24 protein-coding genes and 1 pseudogene are annotated in these 23909 nt (G+C 60.4%); 9 read left to right on the top strand and 16 right to left on the bottom strand.

What is annotated here, in order from left to right; genetic code table 11:
- Positions 1-48: 48 nt before the first annotated feature.
- The 3 genes from CJ178_RS19260 to CJ178_RS19250 are packed head-to-tail and all read right to left on the bottom strand — an operon-like array spanning position 49 to position 3625.
- Complete coding sequence (locus CJ178_RS19260) at positions 49-1089, bottom strand: NAD(P)-dependent alcohol dehydrogenase (protein WP_033233733.1); 1041 nt, start codon at positions 1087-1089, stop codon at positions 49-51.
- Positions 1086-2240: a serine hydrolase domain-containing protein gene (locus CJ178_RS19255; protein ID WP_095887407.1), complete on the bottom strand. Its 1155-nt coding sequence runs from the start codon at positions 2238-2240 to the stop codon at positions 1086-1088. Before CJ178_RS19255 ends, CJ178_RS19260 begins: the two co-directional genes overlap by 4 nt.
- Positions 2237-3625: a flavin-containing monooxygenase gene (locus CJ178_RS19250; RefSeq protein WP_095887406.1), complete on the bottom strand. Its 1389-nt coding sequence runs from the start codon at positions 3623-3625 to the stop codon at positions 2237-2239. Before CJ178_RS19250 ends, CJ178_RS19255 begins: the two co-directional genes overlap by 4 nt.
- Positions 3626-3800: 175 nt before the next feature.
- Here CJ178_RS19250 and CJ178_RS19245 point away from each other — a divergent pair, with 175 nt between their 5' ends.
- Positions 3801-4448 carry a TetR/AcrR family transcriptional regulator gene (locus CJ178_RS19245; RefSeq protein ID WP_033233730.1) on the top strand — a complete coding sequence of 216 codons (648 nt, stop codon included), beginning with the start codon at positions 3801-3803 and terminating at the stop codon, positions 4446-4448.
- Between the two features lie 109 nt (positions 4449-4557).
- On the opposite strand, the gene CJ178_RS19240 is transcribed toward CJ178_RS19245, so the two are convergent.
- Entirely contained in the window at positions 4558-5733 is a 1176-nt protein-coding gene (locus CJ178_RS19240; protein ID WP_179300779.1) for a helix-turn-helix transcriptional regulator, read from the bottom strand.
- A gap of 293 nt (positions 5734-6026) precedes the next feature.
- On the opposite strand from CJ178_RS19240, the gene CJ178_RS19235 reads away from it, so the two are divergent.
- Positions 6027-7457 (top strand): FAD-dependent oxidoreductase, encoded by a 1431-nt coding sequence (locus CJ178_RS19235; protein ID WP_095887404.1) that lies wholly within the window; start codon positions 6027-6029, stop codon positions 7455-7457.
- Positions 7458-7655: 198 nt separating this feature from the next.
- Here CJ178_RS19235 and CJ178_RS19230 read toward each other — a convergent pair.
- The 7 genes and pseudogenes from CJ178_RS19230 to CJ178_RS19200 all read right to left on the bottom strand — a co-directional run.
- Positions 7656-7919: pseudogene (locus CJ178_RS19230) on the bottom strand (sulfite reductase subunit alpha); the annotation flags it as partial.
- A 215-nt stretch (positions 7920-8134) separates the two neighbouring features.
- Positions 8135-9178, bottom strand: coding sequence for a ParB/Srx family N-terminal domain-containing protein (locus tag CJ178_RS19225; protein ID WP_095887403.1), 1044 nt, complete (start codon positions 9176-9178; stop codon positions 8135-8137).
- 149 nt (positions 9179-9327) lie between these two features.
- Complete coding sequence (locus tag CJ178_RS19220) at positions 9328-10188, bottom strand: 3-hydroxyacyl-CoA dehydrogenase (protein ID WP_095887402.1); 861 nt, start codon at positions 10186-10188, stop codon at positions 9328-9330.
- Positions 10189-10196: 8 nt separating this feature from the next.
- Entirely contained in the window at positions 10197-10817 is a 621-nt protein-coding gene (locus CJ178_RS19215; protein ID WP_095887401.1) for a TetR/AcrR family transcriptional regulator, read from the bottom strand.
- Positions 10818-10900: 83 nt separating this feature from the next.
- Positions 10901-11497: a hypothetical protein gene (locus CJ178_RS19210; RefSeq protein ID WP_095887400.1), complete on the bottom strand. Its 597-nt coding sequence runs from the start codon at positions 11495-11497 to the stop codon at positions 10901-10903.
- A 2-nt stretch (positions 11498-11499) separates the two neighbouring features.
- Positions 11500-11958, bottom strand: coding sequence for a hypothetical protein (locus CJ178_RS19205; protein WP_095887399.1), 459 nt, complete (start codon positions 11956-11958; stop codon positions 11500-11502).
- A 74-nt stretch (positions 11959-12032) separates the two neighbouring features.
- Positions 12033-12443, bottom strand: coding sequence for a hypothetical protein (locus tag CJ178_RS19200; protein WP_033233722.1), 411 nt, complete (start codon positions 12441-12443; stop codon positions 12033-12035).
- A 150-nt stretch (positions 12444-12593) separates the two neighbouring features.
- Here CJ178_RS19200 and pip point away from each other — a divergent pair, with 150 nt between their 5' ends.
- Together pip and CJ178_RS19190 are read left to right on the top strand one after the other, a co-directional pair.
- Positions 12594-13553: a prolyl aminopeptidase gene (gene pip, locus CJ178_RS19195; protein WP_095887398.1), complete on the top strand. Its 960-nt coding sequence runs from the start codon at positions 12594-12596 to the stop codon at positions 13551-13553.
- Between the two features lie 63 nt (positions 13554-13616).
- Positions 13617-14909, top strand: coding sequence for an MFS transporter (locus CJ178_RS19190; protein ID WP_095888051.1), 1293 nt, complete (start codon positions 13617-13619; stop codon positions 14907-14909).
- Here CJ178_RS19190 and CJ178_RS19185 read toward each other — a convergent pair.
- On the bottom strand, positions 14884-15897 hold the full coding sequence (locus CJ178_RS19185; RefSeq protein WP_239654691.1) for an ABC transporter substrate-binding protein: 1014 nt from the start codon (positions 15895-15897) through the stop codon (positions 14884-14886). The two genes, CJ178_RS19190 and CJ178_RS19185, sit on opposite strands and share 26 nt — an antisense overlap.
- A 102-nt stretch (positions 15898-15999) precedes the next feature.
- Here CJ178_RS19185 and CJ178_RS19180 point away from each other — a divergent pair, with 102 nt between their 5' ends.
- On the top strand, positions 16000-16794 hold the full coding sequence (locus tag CJ178_RS19180; protein ID WP_095887397.1) for a 2-phosphosulfolactate phosphatase: 795 nt from the start codon (positions 16000-16002) through the stop codon (positions 16792-16794).
- Here the strand turns inward: CJ178_RS19180 and CJ178_RS19175 are convergent.
- The 4 genes from CJ178_RS19175 to CJ178_RS19160 all read right to left on the bottom strand — a co-directional run bounded on the left by CJ178_RS19175 (position 16749) and on the right by CJ178_RS19160 (position 19942).
- The gene (locus CJ178_RS19175) at positions 16749-17546 is read right to left on the bottom strand and encodes an ABC transporter permease (protein WP_045065608.1); all 798 of its coding nucleotides are present in this window, start codon (positions 17544-17546) and stop codon (positions 16749-16751) included. The two genes, CJ178_RS19180 and CJ178_RS19175, sit on opposite strands and share 46 nt — an antisense overlap.
- Complete coding sequence (locus CJ178_RS19170; protein ID WP_045065606.1) at positions 17543-18484, bottom strand: daunorubicin resistance protein DrrA family ABC transporter ATP-binding protein; 942 nt, start codon at positions 18482-18484, stop codon at positions 17543-17545. The genes CJ178_RS19175 and CJ178_RS19170 overlap by 4 nt, the downstream gene beginning before the upstream one ends.
- A gap of 15 nt (positions 18485-18499) precedes the next feature.
- Positions 18500-19360: a DUF4097 family beta strand repeat-containing protein gene (locus CJ178_RS19165; protein WP_095887396.1), complete on the bottom strand. Its 861-nt coding sequence runs from the start codon at positions 19358-19360 to the stop codon at positions 18500-18502.
- A 66-nt stretch (positions 19361-19426) separates the two neighbouring features.
- Positions 19427-19942 carry a toxin-antitoxin system HicB family antitoxin gene (locus CJ178_RS19160; protein WP_095887395.1) on the bottom strand — a complete coding sequence of 172 codons (516 nt, stop codon included), beginning with the start codon at positions 19940-19942 and terminating at the stop codon, positions 19427-19429.
- A 151-nt stretch (positions 19943-20093) separates the two neighbouring features.
- Between CJ178_RS19160 and CJ178_RS19155 the strand changes: the two genes are divergently transcribed.
- The 4 genes from CJ178_RS19155 (at position 20094) to CJ178_RS19140 (ending at position 23909) form a co-directional block, all read left to right on the top strand.
- Positions 20094-21602 carry an HNH endonuclease signature motif containing protein gene (locus CJ178_RS19155; RefSeq protein WP_095887394.1) on the top strand — a complete coding sequence of 503 codons (1509 nt, stop codon included), beginning with the start codon at positions 20094-20096 and terminating at the stop codon, positions 21600-21602.
- A gap of 79 nt (positions 21603-21681) precedes the next feature.
- A complete protein-coding gene (locus tag CJ178_RS19150) occupies positions 21682-22122 on the top strand; it encodes a VOC family protein (protein WP_033233714.1) in 441 nt (146 codons plus the stop codon).
- Between the two features lie 83 nt (positions 22123-22205).
- The gene (locus tag CJ178_RS19145; protein ID WP_179300778.1) at positions 22206-22814 is read left to right on the top strand and encodes a CHAP domain-containing protein; all 609 of its coding nucleotides are present in this window, start codon (positions 22206-22208) and stop codon (positions 22812-22814) included.
- Positions 22815-22931: 117 nt separating this feature from the next.
- Positions 22932-23909, top strand: coding sequence for an ABC transporter substrate-binding protein (locus CJ178_RS19140; protein ID WP_095887393.1), 978 nt, complete (start codon positions 22932-22934; stop codon positions 23907-23909).

The raw sequence follows: 23909 nt of genomic DNA, 5'->3' as shown, positions 1-23909 counted from the left end.
TATGCCTGTGTATCAGCGGGAGTGGTCACGTGAAGCACCTTTCGAGAATTAGGGTACGAGCACTGCGCGTCCGGTGACCTTGCCGTGCTCGAGACGATCGAGTGCGTCGCGGGCATCAGCGAGGTCGAAGCGGGCCACTTCTACCGTTACCAGACCGGCCTGCGCCAGGGCGATGGAATCGACGAGGTCGTTTCTGGTGCCGCCATACGACTTCCGGACCGATGCACCCCACGGCCAGCCAGGTCCGCCGGCAGCCTCGGCAGTGATTCCGGGGTTTCCACCACCGAGGCCGACCATGCGGTAGGCGCCGTTGGGCGCAACGGATTCGACAGACATCTGCGCCGTGGCATCAATACCGACGAAGTCGAAGATGACTTCTGCGCCTCGGGCCGACGTGAGGTCCAGGATCTGTCGCGCGGTGTCCGGTCCCGACTCGAGCGTGATGTCGGCGCCGCAACGTTTGGCGAGATCGAGTTGATCCTGTCCGACATCGACGGCGATGACGCGCACGGCACTGATTGCGCGAAGTATTTGTACTGCAACGTGACCGAGTCCGCCGACTCCGATTACCACGGCGGTGGCGCCGGGCTGCAGATGCTCACGAGCGCCACGGATGGCGTGGTAGCTGGTCAGCGCTGCGTCGGCGAGTGGTGCGGCCTGGAGAAAGTCGAGATCTCCGATGGGGACAAAGGAGCGGGCCGGGATTTTCACGTACTCGGCCATGCCGCCTTCGGGACCGAGCCCGGGACAGGGAGGCATTGCGGTTCGTCCGGCAGCGAGGCACATGTTCTCGTTGCCGCTCATGCATTCTCGGCACTGTCCACAGGACCAGCACAGGTAGACGACGCCACGCTCTCCGACGGAACGGCCGTCGACGCCACTCCCGACGGCTTCGATCGTTCCGGCAATTTCGTGGCCGATTGTCAGCGGTTCTTCGCGCATCTTGTACGGAAAGTGCAGCAGGTGCAGGTCGGAGTGGCAGATTCCCGCTGCGCCAACCCGAATCAGCAGTTCCGACGGACCGATCTCGGGGATCGGCACGTCGTTGATCTCGAGGAGACCAGGCCCCATGAGCTGAGCTGCCTTCATGAACTGACCTCGCTGATCTCGGAGTTGTACGCAGCGCTCAGGTAGGCGTTGCTGCGGTCGGACCCGATCAGGCCCGGTGCCATTTTGTTCATGACGTACGCGAAGGTCATCCGACGGTCCAGATCGTTGACGAGCATCGAGCCGCCGATGCCGGCCCACCAGCACGCGCGTCCGCCCGGAACGAGTGGTGCGGTATCCGGGTGCGGCAGTCCGTAGCCGATACCGAACTTGAGGGGAGTCATGATCCCGAGGTCGATGCCATCGGCTTGGACTTCGAAGATCAAGTCGATAGTGCTCTGCGAGAGCAACTTCTGGCCGTCGAGTTCACCGCCACACGAAATCAGAGATTGAACTCGTGCAATCGAACGTGCGTTTCCGTGGCCGTTGACCCCGCCGATTTCGGCTTCGCGCCAGGGTGCGGTATTGACCTCGGGGTAGTCGAGCAAGGGGCAGGTCAGGGTCTTGATGAAGATGCTGTCCTGGTCGAGCGTGGACAGATCGAATTCCAGCGCCGGCGGCGGAACAAGAGTTGCGATTCGGCCGAAATGCTCTGCGGACGTGCCGATGTGGAAGTCGGCGCCCAGCGGGCCGGCAAGCTCTTCGGCAAAGAACCTGCCAAGGGTCCGCCCGTCGATGCGTCGGATGACTTCGCTGATCAGATGTCCGTAGTTGATCGCGTGATAGCCCGACGCCGTACCTGGCGTCCACCACGGCGCCTGGGTGGCGAGGCGGGCGGTGGACGTCTCGAGGTCGTAGATATCCTTCAGTTCGATCGGGCGCTCCCAGCCCGAGACCCCCGACGTGTGCGACAGCAGGTGACGAACTTCGATGTCTTCCTTGCCGTTTGCCGCAAACTCGGGCCAGTAGTGGGCGACCTTCTGGTAGACGTCCAGTTGTCCGCGTTCGACAAGAAGCAACGCGGACAGTGCTGCCATGGTCTTGGTGATGGAGAAGGTGTTCACGATGGTGTCGGAACCCCAAGGAGTGGTGCGGGATTCGTCGGCGTAGCCACCCCATATGTCCACGACGGATTCTCCGTCGACGGTGATGGCGATGGAGCCGCCCAGTTCCTCGCCGGATGCCAGTTGCGCTTCGAAGGCGTTGTAGACGGCCTCGAACTCGCTGTTGCAGTGGCCATTTACCAGGCTCATATGCGATCCGCCTTCTCGAGCTCGTGCGCTGCGGCACGCGGCGCGACGGGGAGCTTATTCCCCGAAGCCTCGGCGCGCTTGGCGCCCTTGGCGATTTCCTTGTTCATGTTGCGGACGTAGGGATCGAACTCGAGCTGAATGGTGTGGCGAGGAGACTTGTAATAGGGGGCGAGGAAGTACGCCTCGTCGGCCTTGGTGATCTCCTGCATTTCGCTGGGGGTTGGCAGTTGGTATTTACCGGTCAGGTAGGCCGCGACGAGCTTGCTCTGCTGTTCGGCGAAGTTGACGAGTGTCGGCATGGGCTGAGCCAGTCCCATGAAGAAGAGGTTGTCGATTCCGGGCTTCATCATTCGCTTGAAGAGCGGGAATCGATTGTCTTTGTCCGGCAGCAGATTCGGATCGCTGAAGAAGGGGAAGCTGATGTTGTAGCCGGTGGCGCAGATGACTACGTCGACGTCCTCAGCAGTGCCGTCCGCGAAATGAACCTGCTTGCCATCGAGTTTGGTGATCGCCGGCTTGAAGGTGATGTCGCCGGACCCGGCACGTCCCAGGAACTCGCCACTGGCCGACGGATGGGCCTCGAAGGGGCGGTGGTCTGGCTTGGGCAGTCCGTAGCCCTCCATGGTTCCCAGGTTCTTTCCGAGGAATCGGCGACTCAGGAACAGGCGCAGACCCCGAGGCATCCAGGGCGGGGTGATCAGTTTGTCTCCCGGCACTCCGCCCAGGTATTTCGGCAACACCCACACGCCGCGGCGCGCCGAGACGATGAGTTTGTCAGCGAGGTATCGCTGCCCCAGTTCGGACGCAATGTCCAAGCCGGAGTTGCCCATTCCGACCACGACAACCTTCTTGCCGCGCATGTCGATCGGATCGAACGGGTCGTTGTAGCTGTGACTGTGCATCAGGACGCCGTCGAACTCGCCCGGGTAGTCCGGGATGTTGGGGTCCCAGTGGTGGCCGTTGCAGACCATCAGGACGTCATAGGTGCGGACTTCGCCGTCTGAGCGCGTGATGGTCCAGAGTCCGTTTGCATCACGTTCTGCTGCAACAACACTGGTGTTGAAGATGATCGACTCGCGCAAGCCGAAATGCTCGACGTAGTCCTTGAAGTACTGGAAAAGTTCGGAGTGGTGCGGGAAATCGGGTAGGTCCGCGGATACGGGAAAGTCCTCGAATGCCAATCGCCACTTGGAGGTGTCGATGTGCAGGCTCTGGTAGCAGGCCGACATGCCGTTGGGGTTCTTGTAGTACCAGTTTCCGCCGACCTCGTCGGATGCTTCGTAGCAGTCGAAGGGTATTCCGAATTCCTTCATTCGCTTGGCCGTCGTGATTCCGGTCGGCCCGGCGCCGATGATGCAGACTCTCGGCAAATTCGTGGGGCTCATACGCCATCGCTTTCTGTTCTGATCCGGGCATCGAGACGAAGAGTCGAAGCCCGGAAAGTGACTTGAGTCATAGTGCATCATTGGCTGACGTTGTGTCAATGAGTGACGCAATGTTGCTCGATGACGATGAGTCGGCGATTTGCCAGAGAGCGCAAAGTGAACGAAGGTAGTTGATGTGAGCACGGCAACGGATGGTCGAAAAGGCAAGCGGGGCACCCTGCGGGACGAGCAGAAGCGCGCGACGCGGGCCAAACTCGTGGACGCTGCTCGCATTTTGTTCGAAGAACGCGGGTACGCGGCAGTAACGGTCGACGACATCGCCTCGGCCGTCGGATGCAGTAGAGCCACGTTTTACGTGCATTTCCCCAGCAAGGTGGCGATGCTGAAGACCATCGGGGAAGCCGGTATGGCCGCCAGCGCGTTCACTTTCTACATTGATCTCGACCGTGTGCTCGACACACATTCGCGCGCGGAATTCACTGCGTGGTTGGAGCGCGCGTTCGACTGGTTCGACGAGAACAAGAGGCTGCTGCCGGCATGGGACGAGGCGGTAGCACTCGAGCCGGAATTCCGGATCACTGCGCGTGACGGGATGACACAGCTGCCGAATGCGATGCCGAAATATCTCGAGCGGTGGCCGTCCGATCAGCGCGACGAGGCTCGGCTGCGCGTCGAACTGCTGGTCAGCCAACTCGAGCGCTTCTTCACCCGCTGGGCGGTTCAGGGAACCATCGACGTGACCCGGGTTCAGGCAGCGGAGGTCCTGACCGATATCTGGTTCCCGGCGTTGTTACCGGGATCGACGAGCCGCGACGAGCAGTAGACGAGCAGTAGTGGCCTGTCGCTAGTTCGGGTCGATCTCCACTCTGATTGTGCCGGTGAGAAGTTCTCCGGCTGGGCTCGGCGCTTCTCGGCCTGGATCGGATTGTTCGTCACGGAAGCCGCCTGAAGCGGCCTTGAACATTCTCGTGAAGAATTGGACCGGCGGACAGGAGAAGGTGCACAAGTTCGGCTTGGCGGTGCGTTCCGGTCTTGTCGAAGATGTGCTGAAGGTGGGTCCTGACTGTGGTGATCGAGACGGAGAAATTCTCGGCAATCAGCTCCATCCTGTCGCCCTGTGCTAGGCGCAGGGCGACTTCCGACTCGGTGCCGGTGAGTGCGTACAACTCGCGCAATGCGGTTGTGTCCAAATCGGTTTCGCGATCCGGGTCGTCGATCACAATGAGTGCGGCGGCTCGCGCTTCGCCCAGTCCGACCGTGCCGATTCCGGCGATGTCCGCGGCGAGAGGAACTACATGAACGGCATAGTCGCAGCGCCCGGAAAGGCGAGGGCAGGAAAGTGTGCCGCCGCGAGGAACCCGGTTATCGTGTGAGTCCGTCGCGAGGTACATGAGGTCTCGGAGTTTTCGATCGGTACGAGCGAGCGACGCTCCAATGGACCCATGCTGACCGAGATGTAGGCCGTCACCGGAAGCGAGGATTGCCTCAGCTCTGGAGTTGAGCCGCATAATCCGACCATCCAGTCCGATGATCACGATACCGCGCTCGACCTGCTCGAGTGCGGTAGAGAGAGCGCATTCGCCCTGCTTGAGGTGTACGAGTTTCGCTTCGGTGCGAATCGCCTGTTGTAGGTGCGGAACCAACCGCCTGATCAGTCTGAGTCGATCAGGGGTTCCGAAGGGCTCCGAGTCCCTGGATGCGGCAATCCCCAGCCACGCACTGGAATTGCCTCCGGTCAGACGGACGAACAGGCCATCGCCGAAGCGGTTGGGGCGGCACCAGTCGGCATAGAACTCCGTGTTCGTGTTGGGGAGGATCAGTTCGGTCCCCGTGTGGATATGGCCGATCGGAGACTTCTCCACGGCTTCTGCCACATAGTCGAGCCGACCGTAATAGGCGTTGTAGGTCGATAGCGCGGAAGGATCTTTACCTATCTGCTTTACCATCACGTCGGATTTCCGGTTGGTCGGTCCCGAGGTCAGCAGGCCGCAACCGACACCGTCGAAGGCTCGCACAAAATCGGCAAGCGTCGAATTCCAGTGTTCAGGATCGACGGCCGATGCGTAGATCGCGGCCACGAGCCGGGAGAATTCGTCAACTGTGATCATCGACCACCCCTGTGGGGTCAGGTGTGCGGCGTCGCGCGTGTCCATTCGATTATCGCGGATCTCATCTGTTTGCACGAGGACAAAGCCGACAGCGAGTGATGTGCTGGTGGTGGATCCCGAACCCGGATTCGATCACGATGCCCGACCGGGGGCGCTGACAGATCAACCTGCGACCCGAAACTCCAAGGAGATCACGATCACTCTCCTGGTCGAGTCAGTCGAAACCGCTCCGCACACTCCGAGCTAGGCAGGTTGAAATGAATAGTCCAAGTCCAGCACTATCAGGGCCACTCATGGATCAGTGCGATGTTTGCATCGTCGGCGCCGGGATCGCGGGACTGAATGCTGCAGCGGTCGCTTCACAGTATCTATCGCGCGACCACAAGATCATTCTCATCGACCGACGCCACCGGCCCGGCGGGATGTGGAGCGACACCTACCCTTACATTCGGTTGCACCAGCCCCACCCACTGTTCACCGCCGGAAACATCAAGTGGACCTTGGGCCAAGAGAGATCGTATTTGGCGACCAAGCCCGAGGTTCTCGATCACTTCACGCATTGCCTCGACGTCATCAAGAAACGCGTTCAAGTCATCGAGTACTTCGGGTGGACAGTCGATTCCCACGCCGAGTCGGCGGATGGCAATCGCATCACTGCGCAATCGGAAACAGGACAACGCCTTGCGATCGCCGCAACGCGCGTCATCAAAGCGAATGGCTTCGGGGTCAACCCAAACGAACCGCTGTCGGTATCGAGTGAACAGATCCACTCTGTATCGCCGGATTTCTTCGACATCCGAAGCGAGGAGATGCATGCAAGCGATACGCCGATCTGGATCGTCGGCGGCGGAAAAACGGCAATGGATACCGCCTACGCAGCGGTAACCGAATACCCGGGCAGGGAAGTCAACGTCATCGCCGGGGCCGGAACGTACTTCATCAACAGGGACGACATGTTTCCCAACGGTGCCCGACGATTGTGGAAGGGAACGCTACCAACCCGCATGTTCAATGAGATCGCGCTTCGATTCGATGGCACAAACGAGGACGAGGTCAGGGACTGGTTTCAGGCAACCCACGGACTGGAACCGATCCAGCCATCACGACGATTCTTCAACGGACTGCTCTCGGAATCGGAAGCCGCGACGATCTCGTCCGGACTTAACACTGTCGACATGGAGTACTTTGACGACGCGATCGACCAGCCCGACGGACTCGAAATCCTATATCGCAGTGGAGAAACGAGGCTCATACAGCCCGGGAGCTGGCTGGTGAACTGCTCGGGTTATCTTCTCCGGAATGACACTGAATACGAACCCTATATTTCGACTTACGGTACGACATTGTCGATCAATACGCGGTCAGTGACGATTGGATTCTCATCGTTCGCCAGCTACTTTCTGACCCACCTGTTGTTCCTCGGCAAGCTCGACGAGACACCACTCTACGAGCTCGATGGTGAAGATCTGGCCCGCAAGTCCAGAGAGACCTTGATCTGGACAGCACTTACGCTTGGTCAGTACAACCTCAGCCTCATCTTCGACGCCGTCCCGAACAAGGTCTTCCTGAACTGCGGTCTCAACTTCGATCGTTGGTATCCCATTCCGCGCAGGATGCTTGAAACTCTCCGATTCATGCGGACGCATCACAATGACCGGGAACACCATCGGCAGACACTTGGCGCCGTTCGTGAGCGCTTTGACGTCAGATGCGGACCACTTTGATATCCGAGCACGTCGCAGTCGCGGTTCACCGATAGAACTTCGGGCGTCAGGATGCTGCAGAAATGCTGCTCATGACGTCCTCCCAGACGTCCATGACCGCTGATTCGGTTGGGGGGCGGTTCGTATCGCTTCGAAGGCGAGGCGATCGGAGGCCGCGTCAGGTAGGTGGTGTGGGAACTGGACCCGTGGGTGTCGAACACCGTGCTCGGCGACCACCTCGCGCAACGCGTCGTCGACGTCCTTTGCCATCCGGGTGGCGTCGCCGCAGACGTACACGTGGGCGCCCTTTTCTAGCCAGGCAAACAACTCCCGGCCCTGCTCGCGCATACGAGTCTCGACGTAGATCTTCTCGGACTGATCACGCGAGAGGGCCAGATCCAGGCGCGTCAGTACGCCGTCACGGGTCAGTCCGTTCAGTTCGTCCTCGTAGATGAAGTCACTCGACTGATGCTGATCAGAGAACAAGTACTCGAACAGCGCCCGCGCTGCGGGGGAGATGCCGCCTGCCTGGGAAAACGACACCTGGTTGCCCGGCAATGGTTCGTCTGGGCAGATATGACGGCATGTTCCCGTCAGGGCAGGGCGTCGCTGCTTCGCTGAAGCGGCACCCGAATGGGATCAGATTACTGAGTGAAGCCTTAGTCAAGCTTCATCGATGTGAAACTCATCGTTGCAGGTCAGAGGGTTGCTTTGTAGGCCAGTGAGTAGGCGATCTTCCCCGGCTTGTCGTCTGTGTACGGCTTCGACAGCTTGGCGAACTCGCCCTTCGATTCCGCTTTCCCGTCATTCCAGGCGGTCAGTACGCCAAGATCGGTGGCGGTGAAACCGCTGTCGACGACGGCATTACCGGGCAATGCGGTCTGAGCCTGTGACACGGACTTGACGGTGCTGAGGTAGCTGGTGAGATCGTTGTTGTTCCAGCCGCTCAGATCGACCGGCGAGGCGTCGCGAACCCAGGCACCCCAGTAGAACTCCTGGAACGGGATCGAGCCGGGCGCAAAGCCGATGTCGCGGGCGAAGTACAGGAGGCTGCGGTACTTGTCGTCGGCGAAGTTGGCCAGGCCGACGCCCTTAGGCAATGACTGCACCGAAACCTGGTTGCCGTCGACGTCGCGCGTCCACACCCACTTGTTCTTCTCCATCTCGGCCCAGAATGCCGACTCGCTCAGGTTGCTGAGGTTGCCGAGCACTCGCAGTCGAACGTGCATGTCAGGGCCGCCGTCCGGCGTTTCGTAGAACGACGTGAGAGTGTGGTGTCCGTCGGTGAGGTAGAGCTCGCCGCGTGGCCCGACCACAACTGTCTTCATGGGCGCGATGCTCTCGGCGGTTTCCGAGCCGACCGGTTGTGCGCAGGTGAAGGATGCCGGATCCTTCAGTGATGATGTCTCCGAGGCTGTTTCGGCCTCAATTTGACCGTTGGCTTCGCACCAGTCGTCGAACTTCTTGTTGATCTCGTCTTTTCCGAGTGTGTATCGACCGAGTTTGTAGTACACCTCGTCGTATCCGAGGGAAGGCTGCGTGGCGTGTACGTCGCCGATGCGTACGTCGAGAAGGTCACCTTCCTGCGCACACAGGTACTCCGAACCGCCGGCCGAGCCGGAGAATGAACCAGTCGAGATACCGCCACACGCGAGCGGAGCGGCGACGGCGGGTGTGCCGGCGAGGGTTCCGGCGCCGAGCAGTGCCAGCGTAGTGAGAGCCGAGATAGCGGAACGACGCATGTAGGGAAGTCTCCTGAGGATGTGGTCACACGTGAAGAAGCTTGCGTCACAATCGCTCAGGGTTGTTTCAGGCGTACTGCCAACAGGCGACCGCACGGTGGCCGCCACGTGAATTCACGTAGCGGCCACCGTTGAGAGTGCCTGTGGTGTCAGCTCTTGTAGTTGTAGAAGCCCTCGCCGACTGCGACGCCGAGCTTGCCTTCGTCGATGTAGTTCTTCTTGATGTAGTCAGCGAATTCGCGCTGCTTCTCGCCGCCCTGGGAGGAAATGTTGTAGACGGTGGTCAGCCCGACGACATCCATGATCTGGAAGGGCCCGAACGGCGCCCCGGTGCCGATACGCCACGTCTTGTCGACCATGTCGGGATCGGCAATGCCGTCGATCAGTAGGTCGGAGGCAGCATTGAGGAGCGGGACCAGGAGGGAGTTGAGTACGTAACCTGCCTTCTCCTTCTTGAGCTCGATCGGCACCATGCCGATGTTCTTCGCGAACTCGACGACCTCTCGGTACACGGCGGGGTCGGTGGACTCGGTGCCCATGACCTCGGCAGTGTTGTTGACCCACACGTGATTTGCGAAGTGCAGAGCCAGGAACTTCTCGGGGCGACCAGTGAACTCCTTGAGATCGCTCGGCAGGAGCGTCGAGGAGTTGGTCGCAAATACCGTGTGATCCGGAGCTACTGCAGCGAGCTTCTCGTACGTATCGCGCTTGATGCCGATGTCTTCGGGGATCGCCTCGATGACCAGATCGGCCTTGGCCACGGCTTCGGCGAGATCGTGCGAGTACGTAATACGTTGCAGCGCTTCGTCAGCCTTGCCTTCGGCAGCGCCCTTGACGTTCTCCGCCTTGTAGGCAGCGGCTAACGAGTCGAACCGGGTCTTGGCCTTGTCGATGACCTCCGCGTTGATGTCGTACGCGACGACGTCGAATCCGTGGTACGCGGTCTGATAGGCGATCTGCGAGCCGAGAACCCCGGTACCCAGAACGGTGATCTGCTTCAGTTCAGACATTGTGATCCTCAATCCTTTTCAGTGGGTAGTCCGGCAAGCGTCAATCGGACCTGTGCGGCAACGATGTTCGTGAGTTCGTCAGCCGTGATCCGGTCCAATGCCGCGCGGGCTATCTCGAAATGCAGCACGTTCGAAATTGTTCGAGCTGCGGTGGTGGTGTGGGCGGTGTGGTCGGGATGAGCCTCGGCCAAGATCGCTGCAATCCGCGCTTGCAGGCGCTGCGACAGTTCCAGGCCTTCGGCCCGGAAACATTCGGTCGGCTCGCCGAACAACACTTCTCGTTGATAGATGCCGGTGTTCTCGTCGTTTCGGCGGCTGGCGATCAGCAGCGGTGAAACAAGCTCGAGTACACGGGTTTCCGCGTCCGTCGACTTGGCTTCACGTTCTTCTCCCAGTTCGATCTGCTTCCGAAACTCCGCGTTGTAGACCATGAGCAGTAGCTCGGCTTTGCTTGCGGCGTAACGAAAGAGGGTGCCGCCGGCTACATCGGCGCGGTCGGCGATTTCTTGTGTTGTGACCGCGCTGTAGCCCTTTTCTGCGAACAGTTCGGCTGCGGCTTCAAAGATGCGTGTCTGTTTCTCGAGCTTGTTGCGTTCGCGACGACCCAACTCGTGGTCTGGCATCGTCATCCCGCTCACCTCGTTTCATTTCGGATCACGCTCATAAATGAGTCTACTCCGAAATGTTTCGAGTGGTTGTCTACCTCGTCACATCACTGCAGGCCGGCAACCCATCGCGCAAAGATATCGCTGAAAACATCGTCCTCACACGCGTGCGCGGTATCCGGGAAAGCGCAGTCCGGGAATCCCGAGACAATGTCGGTCAAGTCCACCCCGCAACATTGCGCCAGAAGTCCACGCAGCAGATCGGCCACCGACCACTTTTCGGCAGCGGAGGCCAGGACACCTTCGTCCTCGTAGATGTTCACGAGATCGCCGTGATGCCAGGACATCTCCTCTGCGACTAGGGCATCGGGGTTGAATTCCATCGCGCGGTCGAGTGCTTCGCGCAGCATGGAGTGCGGATCTTCCTGTCCACGAAGGAGAATCGCGATATCGGCCGGTGCTTTCTGCATGATGAACATCCAGGGTTTGCCGTCTGGAAAGGTTCCGCCGAATCCGGCGACGTGAAACGGCAGGTGGCTACTCAGGAAGTCGGTTTCGACGTCGACGTGTTGATCGTCGCCGAGGTGAATGAAGTGGCCCGACGCGATCTCTTCACTTTTGGCTTCGTCGGCCCACGTGTTGTTCCACAGATGCGTCATCCGACTGCCGTCGGGGAAATCGAGAAGTTCGAACAGGAATCCCATGGCTACGCCTCCCCGTCGAAATGAGAGCTCGTCCGACCGCTGAGTCGGCCAACCGATTGAGCTGAGGTAGCGAGGACGACTCTGCTTGTCTCGAAGCCCATTTCATCGCGTTCGGAGTCCGATCCGGTCGCGTCTCCGGCAAGCGAGAATTCGAGTTCGACGCGCTGATCGGTGCTGGAGCGGACGGAGATCGTCAAGCCGAGGGTCTCGTCACTGAAAGTTGGCAGTGACAACTCCGGGTGGAAGTCGGCCGCGGCGTGGAAGAAGAATGTCGACAGCCGTTCCACGAACCCGTCGTCGGCACGTCGGCTGAGGTATTGGTTGTATTCGTCGGGGCTGAGCAATCCTACGTCGAACACCAGGATCGGGGCCGCTGTGTCGAGCACCCGAGCCGGAACAGCGTGGCTGCGTAGGAAAACCGCGGCACCGCCATAGCCGGGTAAGCGAAAACCTTCACGCATGTGGTGTGCTCCCGTCGACGCGATGTCCTACACACGGTAGGCCACCGGGCCGACAAGTGCTTTAGCTGTGCTCGTCATGGGCAGGCCGGTGTCACCAATTTGTAGATCTGCTCGGCTTGAGTCTGCGTCGCTTCCGTGCCGTCGTTCGCGGCGAGATCCCGGATCTCCTTGGTGACCTCTTGCTCGGTCGCACCGTCGGCGATGGCGTTGCACGAGCTGAACACAATTTCCTGGATGCTTTCGTCGTCGCGATCCTGAGAGAGATCCGCGTAGGCGGTGCGGAAGGCCACAACAAATGCTGCCAGTTTTGCCTGGTCGATCATTCCCAGATCGGCGGTGGAGGTGACGGAGCTGATTTGAACGGTCGTAGATTCGGCAGTGTTGCTGGTTCTGGTTGCCGTCTCTGTGTTTGTGTCGTCATTGCCACAGGCGGGTAGGGACACGAGGGCGCCCGCGACGATGAGTGCTGCGATCATTCGTTTCATGAGTTCTCCACCCGTCGGCCGTTCTCGCTGCATATCCCGCACATCGGAGAGCGAAACATGCTGCCTGACGAGTCGTCGAATTATTCTGGTGGACAATGTTTTTGGAAAGTCGATGTTCGCCGACGGCTGCTCGGATGGCAGGATCGATCCATGAGTGCTTACTTGTTTCCTCCGGTTGATCCGTACGAATCAGGGATGCTCGACACCTCGGACGGGCAAACCTTGTACTGGGAGAGCGTCGGGATATCTACGGGTGTTCCGGTTCTGTATCTCCACGGTGGGCCGGGTTCGGGGTGCACGCTCGGCGCCAGACGGTTCTTCGACCCCGATATTTTCCGCGCAGTCCTGTTCGATCAACGTGGGTGTGGGCGTAGCCGCCCGCTGGCGGACGGGCCCGACGTCGATCTCACGGTGAACACAACGGCCCACATCCTCGACGATATCGAGCGCCTGCGCGAGTATCTCGGTATCGAACGATGGATCGTCACCGGTCTTTCCTGGGGCGTCAGTTTGGGGCTGGTGTACGCGCAGGCCTTTCCCGAGCGTGTGATCGCGATGGTGTTGGGTGCGATCACCGGTGGCACCAACACCGAAATCGAGTGGATCACCCGCGCCATGGGCAGAGTGTTCCCTCGCGAGTGGGAGGAGTTCATCGAGCCGGTGCCGATGGATGAACGTGACGGAAACCTTCCGGCGGCGTACGCGCGGTTGCTTGCGGATCCGAATCCTGTTGTGCGGGAAAATGCTGCGCTTCAGTGGTGCCGGTGGGAAGACGTACATGTATCGCTGATGCCAGGGTGGACTCCGAGTAAGCGATACGAAAATCCGGACTTCCGGCGGGTGTTCACCCGATTGGTGACGCACTTCTGGAGCCACGATTGCTTCCTCGTGCCCAATCAGATCATGGACGGAATGCATCGTCTCGCAGAGATACCGGCGATCCTCGTACACGGGCGATACGACGTCTCCGGCCCGCTCGACACTGCCTGGGCGATTCACAAAAGCTGGCCGGGTAGTGAATTGGTAGTGCGAGGCGACGCCGGTCACGGCGGCGGTGGATTCAACGAGGCAATAGTGGAAGCGCTGAATGCGGTTGGCCGCTCCGCGTAGGGCACGTCATTTCCGGGCAGGTAATTTCCACTGAAGCCCGCTCGGGCAATAGTGTTCTCGGTTGTGGTGCTCAGTACGCGTTTCCCCGGTAGTAAGACCTTCGCGAAGGTTCGCGTTCTACCGCCAGTTGTGAAGCTACTGCTTCTGTCGATGGTGTTGTTCAACATCGGGTTCTACCTCGTTGTGCCCTTTCTCGCGGTACATCTCTCGGAAGATCTTGGCTTTGCGGCATGGATTGTCGGCCTGGTTCTCGGCCTGCGCATGTTCAGTCAGCAGGGCATGTTCTTCATCGGAGGAAGCCTCGCCGACCGATTCGGAAAGCGCCCGATCATTCTGTTGGGCATCGCCGTTCGAGTAGTCGGTTTTTTGATGCTCGGCTTGGCCGAGAGTATGGCCGCCGTGATTGTCGGAGTGCTCCTGGTGGGCTTTGCCGCTGCGCTCTTTGCTCCGGCGGTGGAGTCGGCCAACGCTGAATACGGTCGCGAACTCGAGTCCTCGGGCATCATGCGTCGTACCGATTTGTTTGCAGTGGAACAGATGTGCAGCCGACTGGGAACCGTGATCGGTCCGGCGCTCGGTGCTGCTCTGCTGGTGTTTCCGTTCTCGTGGACGGCGTCGGCGGCAGCCCTGTTGTTCGCGATTATGTGGGTGGGGTTCTTCGTCTGGTTTCCCCGTCCGGGCGACGCGCACGAGGGTCCGGTGTCGACTTATACGCTGCGCGACGTGTGGCGAAGTGTGTTGACCAACAATAGCTTCCTGATCTTCGCCACCCTGTGCAGCTTTCAGTTGGTTGCCTACAGCCAGCTGTACCTGATGCTTCCCGAACAACTCGAGCGCGGAATCGGGTCCCAGTCTGCGCTCGGTTGGTTTTACGTGGGCGCGGCGGTACTGGTGATAGTGGGGCAGGGGCCGACAGTTGCAGTGGCTCACCGCATTGGTCATCGCCGAGCGATCGCCTTCGGGCTGGTGCTGATTTCCGGTTCGTTCCTGGTGCCACTGGCTACCGGTGTGAGTACCGAGGCGTCGGCGTCGACGCAGATAGTCGGGCTGGCGCTCTGGATCGGACTGCTCCACTTGGGTCAGATGCTGATGGTGCCACCGATGCGCGACACCATCGCGATCCTCGGCCGTGAAAGCAATCTCGGGGCGCACTTCGGCATGCTCAACACGATCGGAGGGCTGCTTGCGCTGCTGGGAACGGTGGGAGTCGGCTTTGTGTACGACCTCGTCGACAACGGCCACGCAGCGCCGGCGTCACCGTGGGTGATCGTTTCGGTCTGCGTGGCCGTGTCAGCTGTGGCGTTGTGGGTGTGGTCAGGTCGAACGAAGGCTATCGAGCCGCGATCGTCTGATTGATCTTCGCGACGAAGTCTTCCAGGACAAACGGAATGGTGAGTGGATTCGGCATGGACACCGCATCACTGACGATGGGGTCCAAGCTGATCAGGCCACCGGACTTCACGACGTTCAAATTGGTGAACGCAGCCTGCGTCTCCATCTCGGGGCGAGCCTTCTCGTAGTTGTCGAAGAGTAGGTAGTCGCATTCGAGAAGGTCGTAGTTCTCGGCGGAGATCTCGTAGTTCAGCTTGCCCGCAAATCGCTCCTTCAGTGCGGCAGGCGCCGTGAACCCCAACTGAGTAAGCAGCTGCGCCCGTGCGGCCTCGGGGCTGAATGCGCGCAGATTGCCGTCGCTCCACCGAATGACGAGTGCTGCTGTCTTGCCTTCGAACTGAGGGTTCTCGGCGCGAGTGCGAGTGATCAGATCCTGGACGTCCTGCACCTCTTGCTTGGCCTGTGCGGGAACGCCCACGGCAGTACCGATACGGGTTGTCACTTCCTGCCAGGGCAGAACCCAATCGGTCTGATCGGCAGCGTGCAGCACCGTAGGTGCGATTGCACTGAGCTGCTTGTACAGGTCTTCGTCGATCGCGTTGTTGACCGCGATGATCAAGTCCGGAGCCGCAGCGATAATCGTCTCGATATCGAACTCGGTGGTGGCGTTGGCCAATGGTGTCGGCTCAGCGCCCTGAACGGCCGAGTCGGCCCAGACACCGATTCCGTCGTCGGTTGAGCCCTTCCACACCGGGACCAGGACGGGCGTCAGCCCGAGGGAAAGTAGGACATCGGCGTCACCGATACCGACAGCTGCGATACGACTGGGGGCCTGCTCGATTGTGGTGGACCCGAATTTGTGATCGATCGTGACAGGGAAGGCGCCCGGTTCGGCGTGGCCGCCCTCGGCGCTCGTAGTGGACTCGTCATTCGCACTGTCACCGCAGGCAGCAAGGACAAAACCTGCTGCAGTGGCGAAGGTGACCGACAACATGGCACGGCGGCTCAACATGGGATTCACAGCAATCTCGTCCTTCAGTTATTGGGGTACCCTAACCATAGACGAGAAACTCCTGACAAAGCGTCGGTACCTCTCTTCTGGGATGCTTGCGCCATGAATTCGGAACATCGCCAACTCGAGTACGGACTTCGATTCGACTGGGGCCGAGCAGGTGCCGAAGCGATTGCTACTGGTGTTGACCTGGCCATTGTGGTTGATGTTCTCTCGTTCACGACGACTCTGAGCGTCGCCGCTGATGCAGGAATCGAGGTCTTTCCTTATTCCTGGTACGACGAGAGTGTGGCTGACTACGCTCGCGACGTCGACGCGGTTCTGGCTGTGCGACGGAGTGTGGCTTCTGAAGGCCAGATCAGTTTGTCTCCCAAGTCGATTCGCGATTCGGAACGTCCGCGACGGTTGGTATTGCCGTCCCCGAACGGGTCGACGATCGCGTTTGCGCTGGCGGCCCTTGGCCCGGTTTGTGTGGGTGCTTCGTTGAGGAACGCATCGGCGGTAGCAGATTGGGTTGTGCACGAACACGGTTCCCGATCCCGGGTGGCGATCGTTGCGTCCGGAGAGAAGTGGCCCGGTGGAGAATTGCGTCCGGCGGTGGAAGATCTGTGGGGAGCGGGTGCTGTTATCGAGGCGTTGATCGAGGCCGGCTGGAACGGGTCCGTATCGCCGGAGTCTCGGATGGCAGCAGATGCATGGGCGGCGGTATCGGATTCGATCGAAGACCGCCTACGGGACTGCGCCTCCGGGCGCGAGTTGATGGTTCTCGGGTTTCCGCACGACGTCGCCATCGCCTCCGAACTCGACGACAGCGACACCGTACCTGTTCTCGAAGATCGTGTGTTTCGAGCTCAGCGCACCGGGCGACGGTTGAACAAACTACGCGCCCAGAGGTAGGAGAGGAAGGTGATCGCGACGCACCACGCGACTGCGAGAATTGCGTTGTTTCCGATCGCTTCGCCGAGAAGTAGTCCCCGGAGCGTTTCGATGATCGGAGTGAACGGCTGATACTCGGCGAACCATCGTAATACGGTTGGCATCGACTCGGTCGGCACGAATCCGCTTCCGAGGAAAGGCAAGAGGATCAACACCATTGGAAGATTGCTTGCCGTCTCGACGCTCTTGCTCACAAGTCCGAAGGCAACGGACAACCAGATCATGGCAATCGACACCAAGATGAGGAGCGCAAACGTGGCGACCCATTCGACAACGCCGGCGCTCGGCCGGAAGCCGACGGCGACGGCCACCGCGATGACAACAACGAGGCTTACTATCGTTTGAAGAAGACTGCCCAGAACGTGGCCAGTGAGAACAGAAGTGCGTGTGATTGCCATCGTGCGGAATCGTGCGATGATCCCCGCAGTCATGTCGGTGGCAACGGAGATGGCAGTACCCTGCGCCGCCGCGGCAACCGTCATCAGAATGATCGCCGGGGCAACATAATTGACGTATTCCGCCCGTCCGCCACCACCGCCACCCGGGGTGAGGCCGTTCCCGAGTGTCCCGCCGAGAACGTAGACGAACAGCAACAGGAAGACGACCGGCATCCCGACCAGCATCACCGTCATCGACGGATATCGCACGATGTGGCGAATGCTGCGGCGCAGCATGGTTTTCGAGTCCTGGTAGGCAAGAGTTGCAGTAGTCATCGCGCGTCGGTCCTTTCGGTGGCGGTCAGCGTTAGGAACACGTCGTCCAGGTCCGGTGTGTGGACGGAGAGTTCCTTGACATCGATCGAGTGAGCGTCGAGTTGGTCGAGAACAGAGCGCAGTGACCTGACGCCACCGTCGCTGGGAACTTGCAGAACATAGGCAGCCTCGTCACGCGAGGAGTGGTCGAGAATATCTGCAGCAGAGTCGAGTTGGACTCGGTCTGCGAAATGCAGGCGAATATGTCCGCCTGGGATGTGTCGTTTGAGTTCTGCAGCGGTTCCTTCGGCCACGATCCGGCCGTGGTCGAGTACGGCGATGTGGTCGGCCAGTTGGTCGGCTTCCTCGAGGTACTGCGTTGTGAGGAAGATGGTGACGCCGCCACTCACCAACTCGCGGATGATCTGCCACATCGAGCGTCGACTCCGAGGATCGAGGCCGGTGGTGGGCTCGTCCAGGAAGATGATCTCCGGCCGGCCGATCAATGTCATTGCAAGATCGAGCTTTCGGCGCATTCCACCCGAGTATGTCGATGCGAGCTTTCCGGCGGAGTCGACTAGATCGAACTTCTTCAGGAGATCGTCAGTGCGAGTGCGGCGTTCGTCTTTGCTCAGGTGATGAAGGTCGGCCATGAGGAGAAGGTTCTCCTCGCCGCTGAGATAGTCGTCCACCGCCGAGAATTGTCCGGTGACACCGATGCGCGCACGCACCGCGTCTGGATCGTCGGATGGGTTGTACCCCGCGATGCGGATGTTGCCGCCGTCCGCGGGAACAAGGGTCGAAAGGATTTCCACGATGGTGGTCTTGCCGGCGCCGTTTGGGCCGAGAAGCGCAAAGACGGTGCCACTGTCGACGGAAATGTCGATTCCGTCCAGTACCGTTTTGTCGGAGTAAGACTTTGTCAGGCCCGTTGCGGTGATAGCTGGTTTGCGGGTCATCAGCGTTCCCTTTCGCTAGATTTTTGGAGGCTCCGAACGTCGAATGACGATGTCGCCGTAGCTGGTATGTGCGCGGACATCCACTCTGCGCTCGGTGGATGCCGGTCCGTGTGTGGTGTTCATCTGGTTGTCGACGCGGCCGAAGGAGGTATGGGCGTCGAATCGAGCGGCGGTTCCGGATCGAACGCCGATATGAATCTTCCCGGTAGCGGTTTTCGCGGAGACAACTCCACTCTCGATGCTGTCGAAGCGAATGTCCCCGTTGGCTGTTGCGGCAGTGGCATCAGATTCAGCGTGCTCCACGATAACGTCGCCGTTTGCCGTTTTTGCCTTGAGCGTGCCCGTAATCGCGCCGATGTTGTTGTCGCCATTGGAGTTCTTGATGACCGCGTTGCCGTCGATGCGGCGTATGCGGATGGTTCCTGATCCGGTGCTCGCATCGAGGTCGCCCACGACGTGCTCGACGGTGATTGTGCCTGCGCCGGTGCTGATGTCGAGTGGTCCGGTGGTGTCGAGTGCGCATTCCCCGCTCGAGAGTTTCACGCGAGATCTTCCCAGTGTGCCGGTGGCGTGGAGGCTTGCGACTGCAGCGGTACCCTCGAGTTCCGAGCCGGAGGGAAGTTGAACGGAGACGTCGACAGATCCGGTTTTGCCGAAGATGCCGAGTCCACGCTGTTTCGGCGTCTTGATCTGGAGTCGTCCACCAGCGAATTCGACGCGAGTCTGTTCGGCGACGCGGATGTCGGCGTCGTGAGATGAGTTGGTGGGCAGTACTTCCACGATGGTGTCGTCACGGTCGCTTGCGCTGATCCGGATATGTCCGACAGTTACGTCGATGCTCGCGATGATGGGGTCCGGTGTGCTGAATACAGGCATGGTGATACTCCCGATGATGTTGTCTTCGGTTGGTGAAAGGGGTTGGTGCGAGAAGAGAGTCTGGTGTCAGTGCACCCAGCCGGTGAAGCTCTCGGAACCTCGGGACGGTTGTTGCCTCGGCGTGTTTCGGCTCGGATTGCCTTCCAGTGCGGCCGCAGCCGAGCGGACCAGCCACGCGTTGACCGATATCCCGGCCTCTCGGGCAGCTGCCTCCACCCGGTCCTTGAGTTCTTGACCTAGGCGCAGGTTTATTCGAGTCATCGCCGCGTCGTCGGACTCCGTGATGGCGCGTGGAACTGGCGTCGGTTGCTCTTCGACGTCTGCCGGAGTCGGTTCGCTGAGGGCGGGTGTCACAACGAATTCTGGTTCGCGTCCCCGGAGGCGGAGATCCACCGAGCCTGGTGCGAGGTCGCGAGTGATTTCTGCTGCCGCCGCGGACAACGCGTCGAGGAGAGTGAGTCGCACTGCTGATTCCAGCGGTGCGGTCAAACGTTCGGCGAGTGCCTTTGCGTCTTCTCCGCCGGCTTCGGCAGCCACCGCGAGTTCGTGGCGAAGGTTGTCGACGTACGGTGTCAAGTCCATGGCACCACTATGGCACCACTTTGATGCCATGGCAATAGGTACGTGGCACACATTGTGATGCGTCAGGACATCGCAGGCACTTTTTTCGGACTTTTCCGACTGGTTTCGAATAGCTGTTCTATTCGAACAGAATTTCGATTAGGGTGGGGGAATGTTCGATTCGGGGGTGGGGAGTTTCGGTATCTCAGCACAGCTGAGTGGTACCGAAACCGATTGCGCCCTCGTCGATTTGATGGCCGAGTTGCATTCATGTGAAGCGATGTTGGTCGAGCGGAAACTGGCGGTGGTGGCGGAGTTCTTCACCCGCCGCAGCGCCGAGCATGTCGACGGTGGCACGTGGACGTCGTCGGCGCACGAGTTGGCCGAATCCGAGGTCGGCGCGGTCCTGACGATGGGCCGTGCTGCGGCCGGAAAGCTCATCGGGTTGGGTTTTGCGTTGAAGACGCGGTTGCATCGCACGCGGGCGGCGATGTCCCGCGGCGAACTCGACTTCTATCGGGTCTCTTTGATCGAATCCGCGACCTCGAATGTCGGTGACGAGCTGATCGACGAGGTCGAACGCTTGCTGCTCGAGCAGGTGTTGGCTCCACCCGTGGACGGCGGTACCGGGTTGACGGGTCGCCGGTTGACGGCGGCGATCGACCGGATCGTCGCCCGCGTCGATCCGGAGGGGATGCGGGAACGACGCCGCCGGGCCCTGGCGGATCGGTTCGTGGGGGTCAGTGCCGCCGAGGACGGGATGGCCCGCATCTTGGGCAGTATCCCGGCGGAGCAGGCTCGCGCCTTTGACGGCCGGTTGCGGGAGTTGGCGATGTCGGTGTGTCGCCGTGATTCCCGTACGTATGAGCAGCGGCGCGCGGATGCGTTGGGCGCTCTGGTGAGTGGTTCGACGGTGTTGGTGTGCGACTGCGACCGCGGTGATTGCCCGCAGGACCGCAGTGGTTTGGTGATCATGCGCCGGCCGTTGGTACATGTCGTAGTACACGATTCCACCCTGAGTCCAGGATCGAACGAACCTGCACATCTCGACGGCTTTGGCGTGATCAGTGCCGAGCATGCCCGCGACATCGTGAAAGACGCAGACGTTCGGGAAGTGCGAGTACCGGAATCACCTGATCCCGCCTCGGCGACGGTGTACCGCCCCGGAGCGGCACTCGATGCGTGGCTGCGGGTCATCGCGGGAAGCTGCCAATGGCCGCACTGCGATGTCCCGGCCTGGAATTGCGACCTCGACCACAACGATCCGTTCAACCACACCAACCCCGCGAGCGGCGGGAAAACGGTCGCGTCGAATCTGAGTGCGTTCTGCCGCAACCATCACCGCCTCAAGCATTCCGGGAAGTGGCAACTGGACCCGAACCCGGATCGCAGCCTCACCTTGACCTCGCAGACCGGCCATTGCTACCGCACCAGAGCCGCCGGACTACTCGCCAGCCAACAGGAACCACCGCCACCGGAAGGCGGCAAACCGCGACGAACACGACTCGAGAACAAAGCTGCCCGCATCCGAGGTGAGCGGAAGCTCCGGCGTGTCAAGATTCAGCACCGCACAGCACAACACGCGGAACGGAAACGCCGGCAAACGTTCCCGATCTCTACACCGCGAAAGCGCGTGCCTCACAAACCCGTCGACTACGGCAACGACCCGCCGCCATTCTGAATCAAGCTATGGGAATTCTCAGCCGCCGATTCCGTCCCGGCAAGACAACAAACAAGAGAACAATTGGAAGATGGATCCCATGGCACACGTACAACGTTTCGACCACATCGGTATTACCGTCGCGGACCTCGACTCCGCAACGGCGTTCTTCGTCGGACTGGGTCTAGAGCTAGAGGGCACCGGGTCCGTGGAGGGTGAATTCGTGGAGACCGTCTGTGGCATCCCCGGCGCGCACTGTCAGATCGCAATGCTGCGGCCACCGGGCGAAGGATCCCGGCTGGAGCTCTCGTCCTTCGTTACGCCCGATCACGTGCCCGGATCGCCAACGGCGATGGCCAACGAGCTTGGGCTGCGCAATGTGTCCTTCGAGGTCGGCGACCTCCAGGCGGCCGTCGACGCGGTGGCCGCAGACGGGTACGGGCTCATCGGCGGTATCGGAGAGTACGAGAACAGCGTGCGGATGGCCTACGTGCGTGGGCCAGAAGGGATCATCGTGTCCCTGTTCGAGCAGATCGGCTGACTGGCATGCGCCTGACCCACATAGTGCGGACATAACCTCTCGCTCAGCGATTGGATTCCGAGCGAGCTGGCACACTCGTCAGGGTGAGTCCTGCCGAACCGAACCGTCGACGTCGAATCCTGATCTGGATTGCCGGGGTCCTTGGCATCGTTGTTGTGGTCGGTGCCGTCGTTGTGGCATTCGCACCCTCGCGTTACTTGCCGTGGGATACTGCCGATTTCCCGGAAGTTGATGCGAGCAGACTCTCCTCGGATCAAGTGCGCGTACTCGAATTACTGCAGTCCGAGCATGAGCAGGACCGTCCAGGCACCTTCTACTCCGAGGGAATTGACGAGGAATGGTGCGCTGATTTTGTCAGCTGGATCATGCGAGAAGCCGGACGCCCGCTCTCCAATCCGAACTCCGGAAGTTGGCGTATTCCAGGTGTTTACACCCTCCAGGAGTATTACCAGGGAATTGACGCCTACGCCGAGAACGACGGCAGTTACACACCTGAAATCGGCGACGTCGTGATCTACGACAGTTCACGATGGTCCGGTCAGCACACCAATATTGTTGTATCCGTCGACGGAGACAAGGCAATCACCGTAGGTGGCAACGAGTTCGGGAAGGTTCGAGTACACGATTCGGATTGGGCATCCGATTCTGCGGTCGTGGGTTTCGGTCTCTTTACCCCCGATTCAACCTCGTAGTAGGGGTAGGGCTGAGATTCGTCTGCCGCCGCGCTGGCGTATTCGCCGTATTTATTGGCGCTGGTGGGAGCTGGTTTCCCATTCCCGGCGCAAGTTCCTAAGGCTAACCTAATTAACATGACGCGACTTCTTTCTCCGACCACCACCGATCGTGACTACTGGGCGATCGTGAACAACCTGACCCGACGCGGATTCTTCGGCGTCGGAGCAGGCGTTGCCGCCGCTGCATTTCTAGCCGCTTGCAGCAGTTCAGAGGGTGCGACGACCGAAAACGCGGAGACCTTCGAGTTCACGCGCGGCGACGAGAAGCTGATCATTCCGACGGACCCGCAGAATGTGGTTGCTCTGGATCCGCGAGACGGCCTCGAACTCTCGATCCTCGCCGGATACCCGGTGACCGCCTACCCCGCCGGCGCCGCTGAACATCTCCGTCGTGAAGTTCCTGGTGCCACAGGCGTCGAGATCTTCGCCGAAGGTGCTTCGGATCCCAACTTCGAGTACATCTCGACCCTCGGTGCAGACCTTCTGGTCCTCAGTGCCGGGTGGTGGGACACCGGGTCGTACGGCAACGACCGGATGCAGCAGATCGCACCGGTCCTGCCCGTCGGCAAGGACTTCACCCCGGAGTGGCGAAAGGTCATGTCGGACTTCCTCACCGGCATCGGGCGCAGCGATCGCGCCGAAGAAGTACTCGCCGAGTACGACGCCCATGTGGCTCAGGTCCGCCCTACCGTCGAACCGCTGATGGCCGGCAAGAAGGTTGCCTTCGTTGCCGCCGCAGAGGATCAGATCGCGTGGTTCCAGAACGATTTCCGTACGGCCGTCTCCGAGGATCTGGGGTTCGAGGTGTTGCGTGAAGGCGCCGATCTTCGCGTGATGCTCGGACCCGAGCAGTTCAATCGGCTGGAAGAAGCCGACGTTATCTTTGCGCTGGATCGTAGCGCCACCGGCAGCGTGTACACCTCGCCCACGTGGCTGCGACTGCCGGCCGCACAGGCCGGTCGAGTGATTCCCTTCGACTACTACAAGGCCGCGGGATACGCCTTGACCGCCAAGGTGCTGGTCGACGACTTGGCGGCCGGGGTCAAGCGCTAG

Origin of the sequence: Rhodococcus sp. ACPA4 (assembly GCF_002300185.1) — a bacterium.
GTDB lineage: Bacteria > Actinomycetota > Actinomycetes > Mycobacteriales > Mycobacteriaceae > Rhodococcus_F > Rhodococcus_F globerula.
Note: the sequence above shows the minus strand (reverse complement) of the source record. Positions and strands in the feature narration are given on the sequence as shown.

Bases quoted from the DNA above. Each gene is read 5' to 3' on its own strand.
- CJ178_RS19225 (WP_095887403.1), bottom strand. From the start codon at position 9,178: ATGCGTCGTTCCGCTATCTCGGCTCTCACTACGCTGGCACTGCTCGGC.
- CJ178_RS19220 (WP_095887402.1), bottom strand. From the start codon at position 10,188: ATGTCTGAACTGAAGCAGATCACCGTTCTGGGTACCGGGGTTCTCGGC.
- CJ178_RS19215 (WP_095887401.1), bottom strand. From the start codon at position 10,817: ATGACGATGCCAGACCACGAGTTGGGTCGTCGCGAACGCAACAAGCTC.
- CJ178_RS19185 (WP_239654691.1), bottom strand. From the start codon at position 15,897: ATGTTGAGCCGCCGTGCCATGTTGTCGGTCACCTTCGCCACTGCAGCA.
- CJ178_RS19175 (WP_045065608.1), bottom strand. From the start codon at position 17,546: ATGACTACTGCAACTCTTGCCTACCAGGACTCGAAAACCATGCTGCGC.
- pip (WP_095887398.1), top strand. From the start codon at position 12,594: ATGAGTGCTTACTTGTTTCCTCCGGTTGATCCGTACGAATCAGGGATG.
- CJ178_RS19200 (WP_033233722.1), bottom strand. From the start codon at position 12,443: ATGAAACGAATGATCGCAGCACTCATCGTCGCGGGCGCCCTCGTGTCC.
- CJ178_RS19255 (WP_095887407.1), bottom strand. From the start codon at position 2,240: ATGAGCCTGGTAAATGGCCACTGCAACAGCGAGTTCGAGGCCGTCTAC.
- CJ178_RS19210 (WP_095887400.1), bottom strand. From the start codon at position 11,497: ATGGGATTCCTGTTCGAACTTCTCGATTTCCCCGACGGCAGTCGGATG.
- CJ178_RS19150 (WP_033233714.1), top strand. From the start codon at position 21,682: ATGGCACACGTACAACGTTTCGACCACATCGGTATTACCGTCGCGGAC.
- CJ178_RS19205 (WP_095887399.1), bottom strand. From the start codon at position 11,958: ATGCGTGAAGGTTTTCGCTTACCCGGCTATGGCGGTGCCGCGGTTTTC.
- CJ178_RS19165 (WP_095887396.1), bottom strand. From the start codon at position 19,360: ATGCCTGTATTCAGCACACCGGACCCCATCATCGCGAGCATCGACGTA.
- CJ178_RS19155 (WP_095887394.1), top strand. From the start codon at position 20,094: ATGTTCGATTCGGGGGTGGGGAGTTTCGGTATCTCAGCACAGCTGAGT.
- CJ178_RS19160 (WP_095887395.1), bottom strand. From the start codon at position 19,942: ATGGACTTGACACCGTACGTCGACAACCTTCGCCACGAACTCGCGGTG.
- CJ178_RS19250 (WP_095887406.1), bottom strand. From the start codon at position 3,625: ATGAGCCCCACGAATTTGCCGAGAGTCTGCATCATCGGCGCCGGGCCG.
- CJ178_RS19180 (WP_095887397.1), top strand. From the start codon at position 16,000: ATGAATTCGGAACATCGCCAACTCGAGTACGGACTTCGATTCGACTGG.
- CJ178_RS19235 (WP_095887404.1), top strand. From the start codon at position 6,027: ATGGATCAGTGCGATGTTTGCATCGTCGGCGCCGGGATCGCGGGACTG.
- CJ178_RS19260 (WP_033233733.1), bottom strand. From the start codon at position 1,089: ATGAAGGCAGCTCAGCTCATGGGGCCTGGTCTCCTCGAGATCAACGAC.
- CJ178_RS19240 (WP_179300779.1), bottom strand. From the start codon at position 5,733: ATGATCACAGTTGACGAATTCTCCCGGCTCGTGGCCGCGATCTACGCA.
- CJ178_RS19170 (WP_045065606.1), bottom strand. From the start codon at position 18,484: ATGACCCGCAAACCAGCTATCACCGCAACGGGCCTGACAAAGTCTTAC.
- CJ178_RS19140 (WP_095887393.1), top strand. From the start codon at position 22,932: ATGACGCGACTTCTTTCTCCGACCACCACCGATCGTGACTACTGGGCG.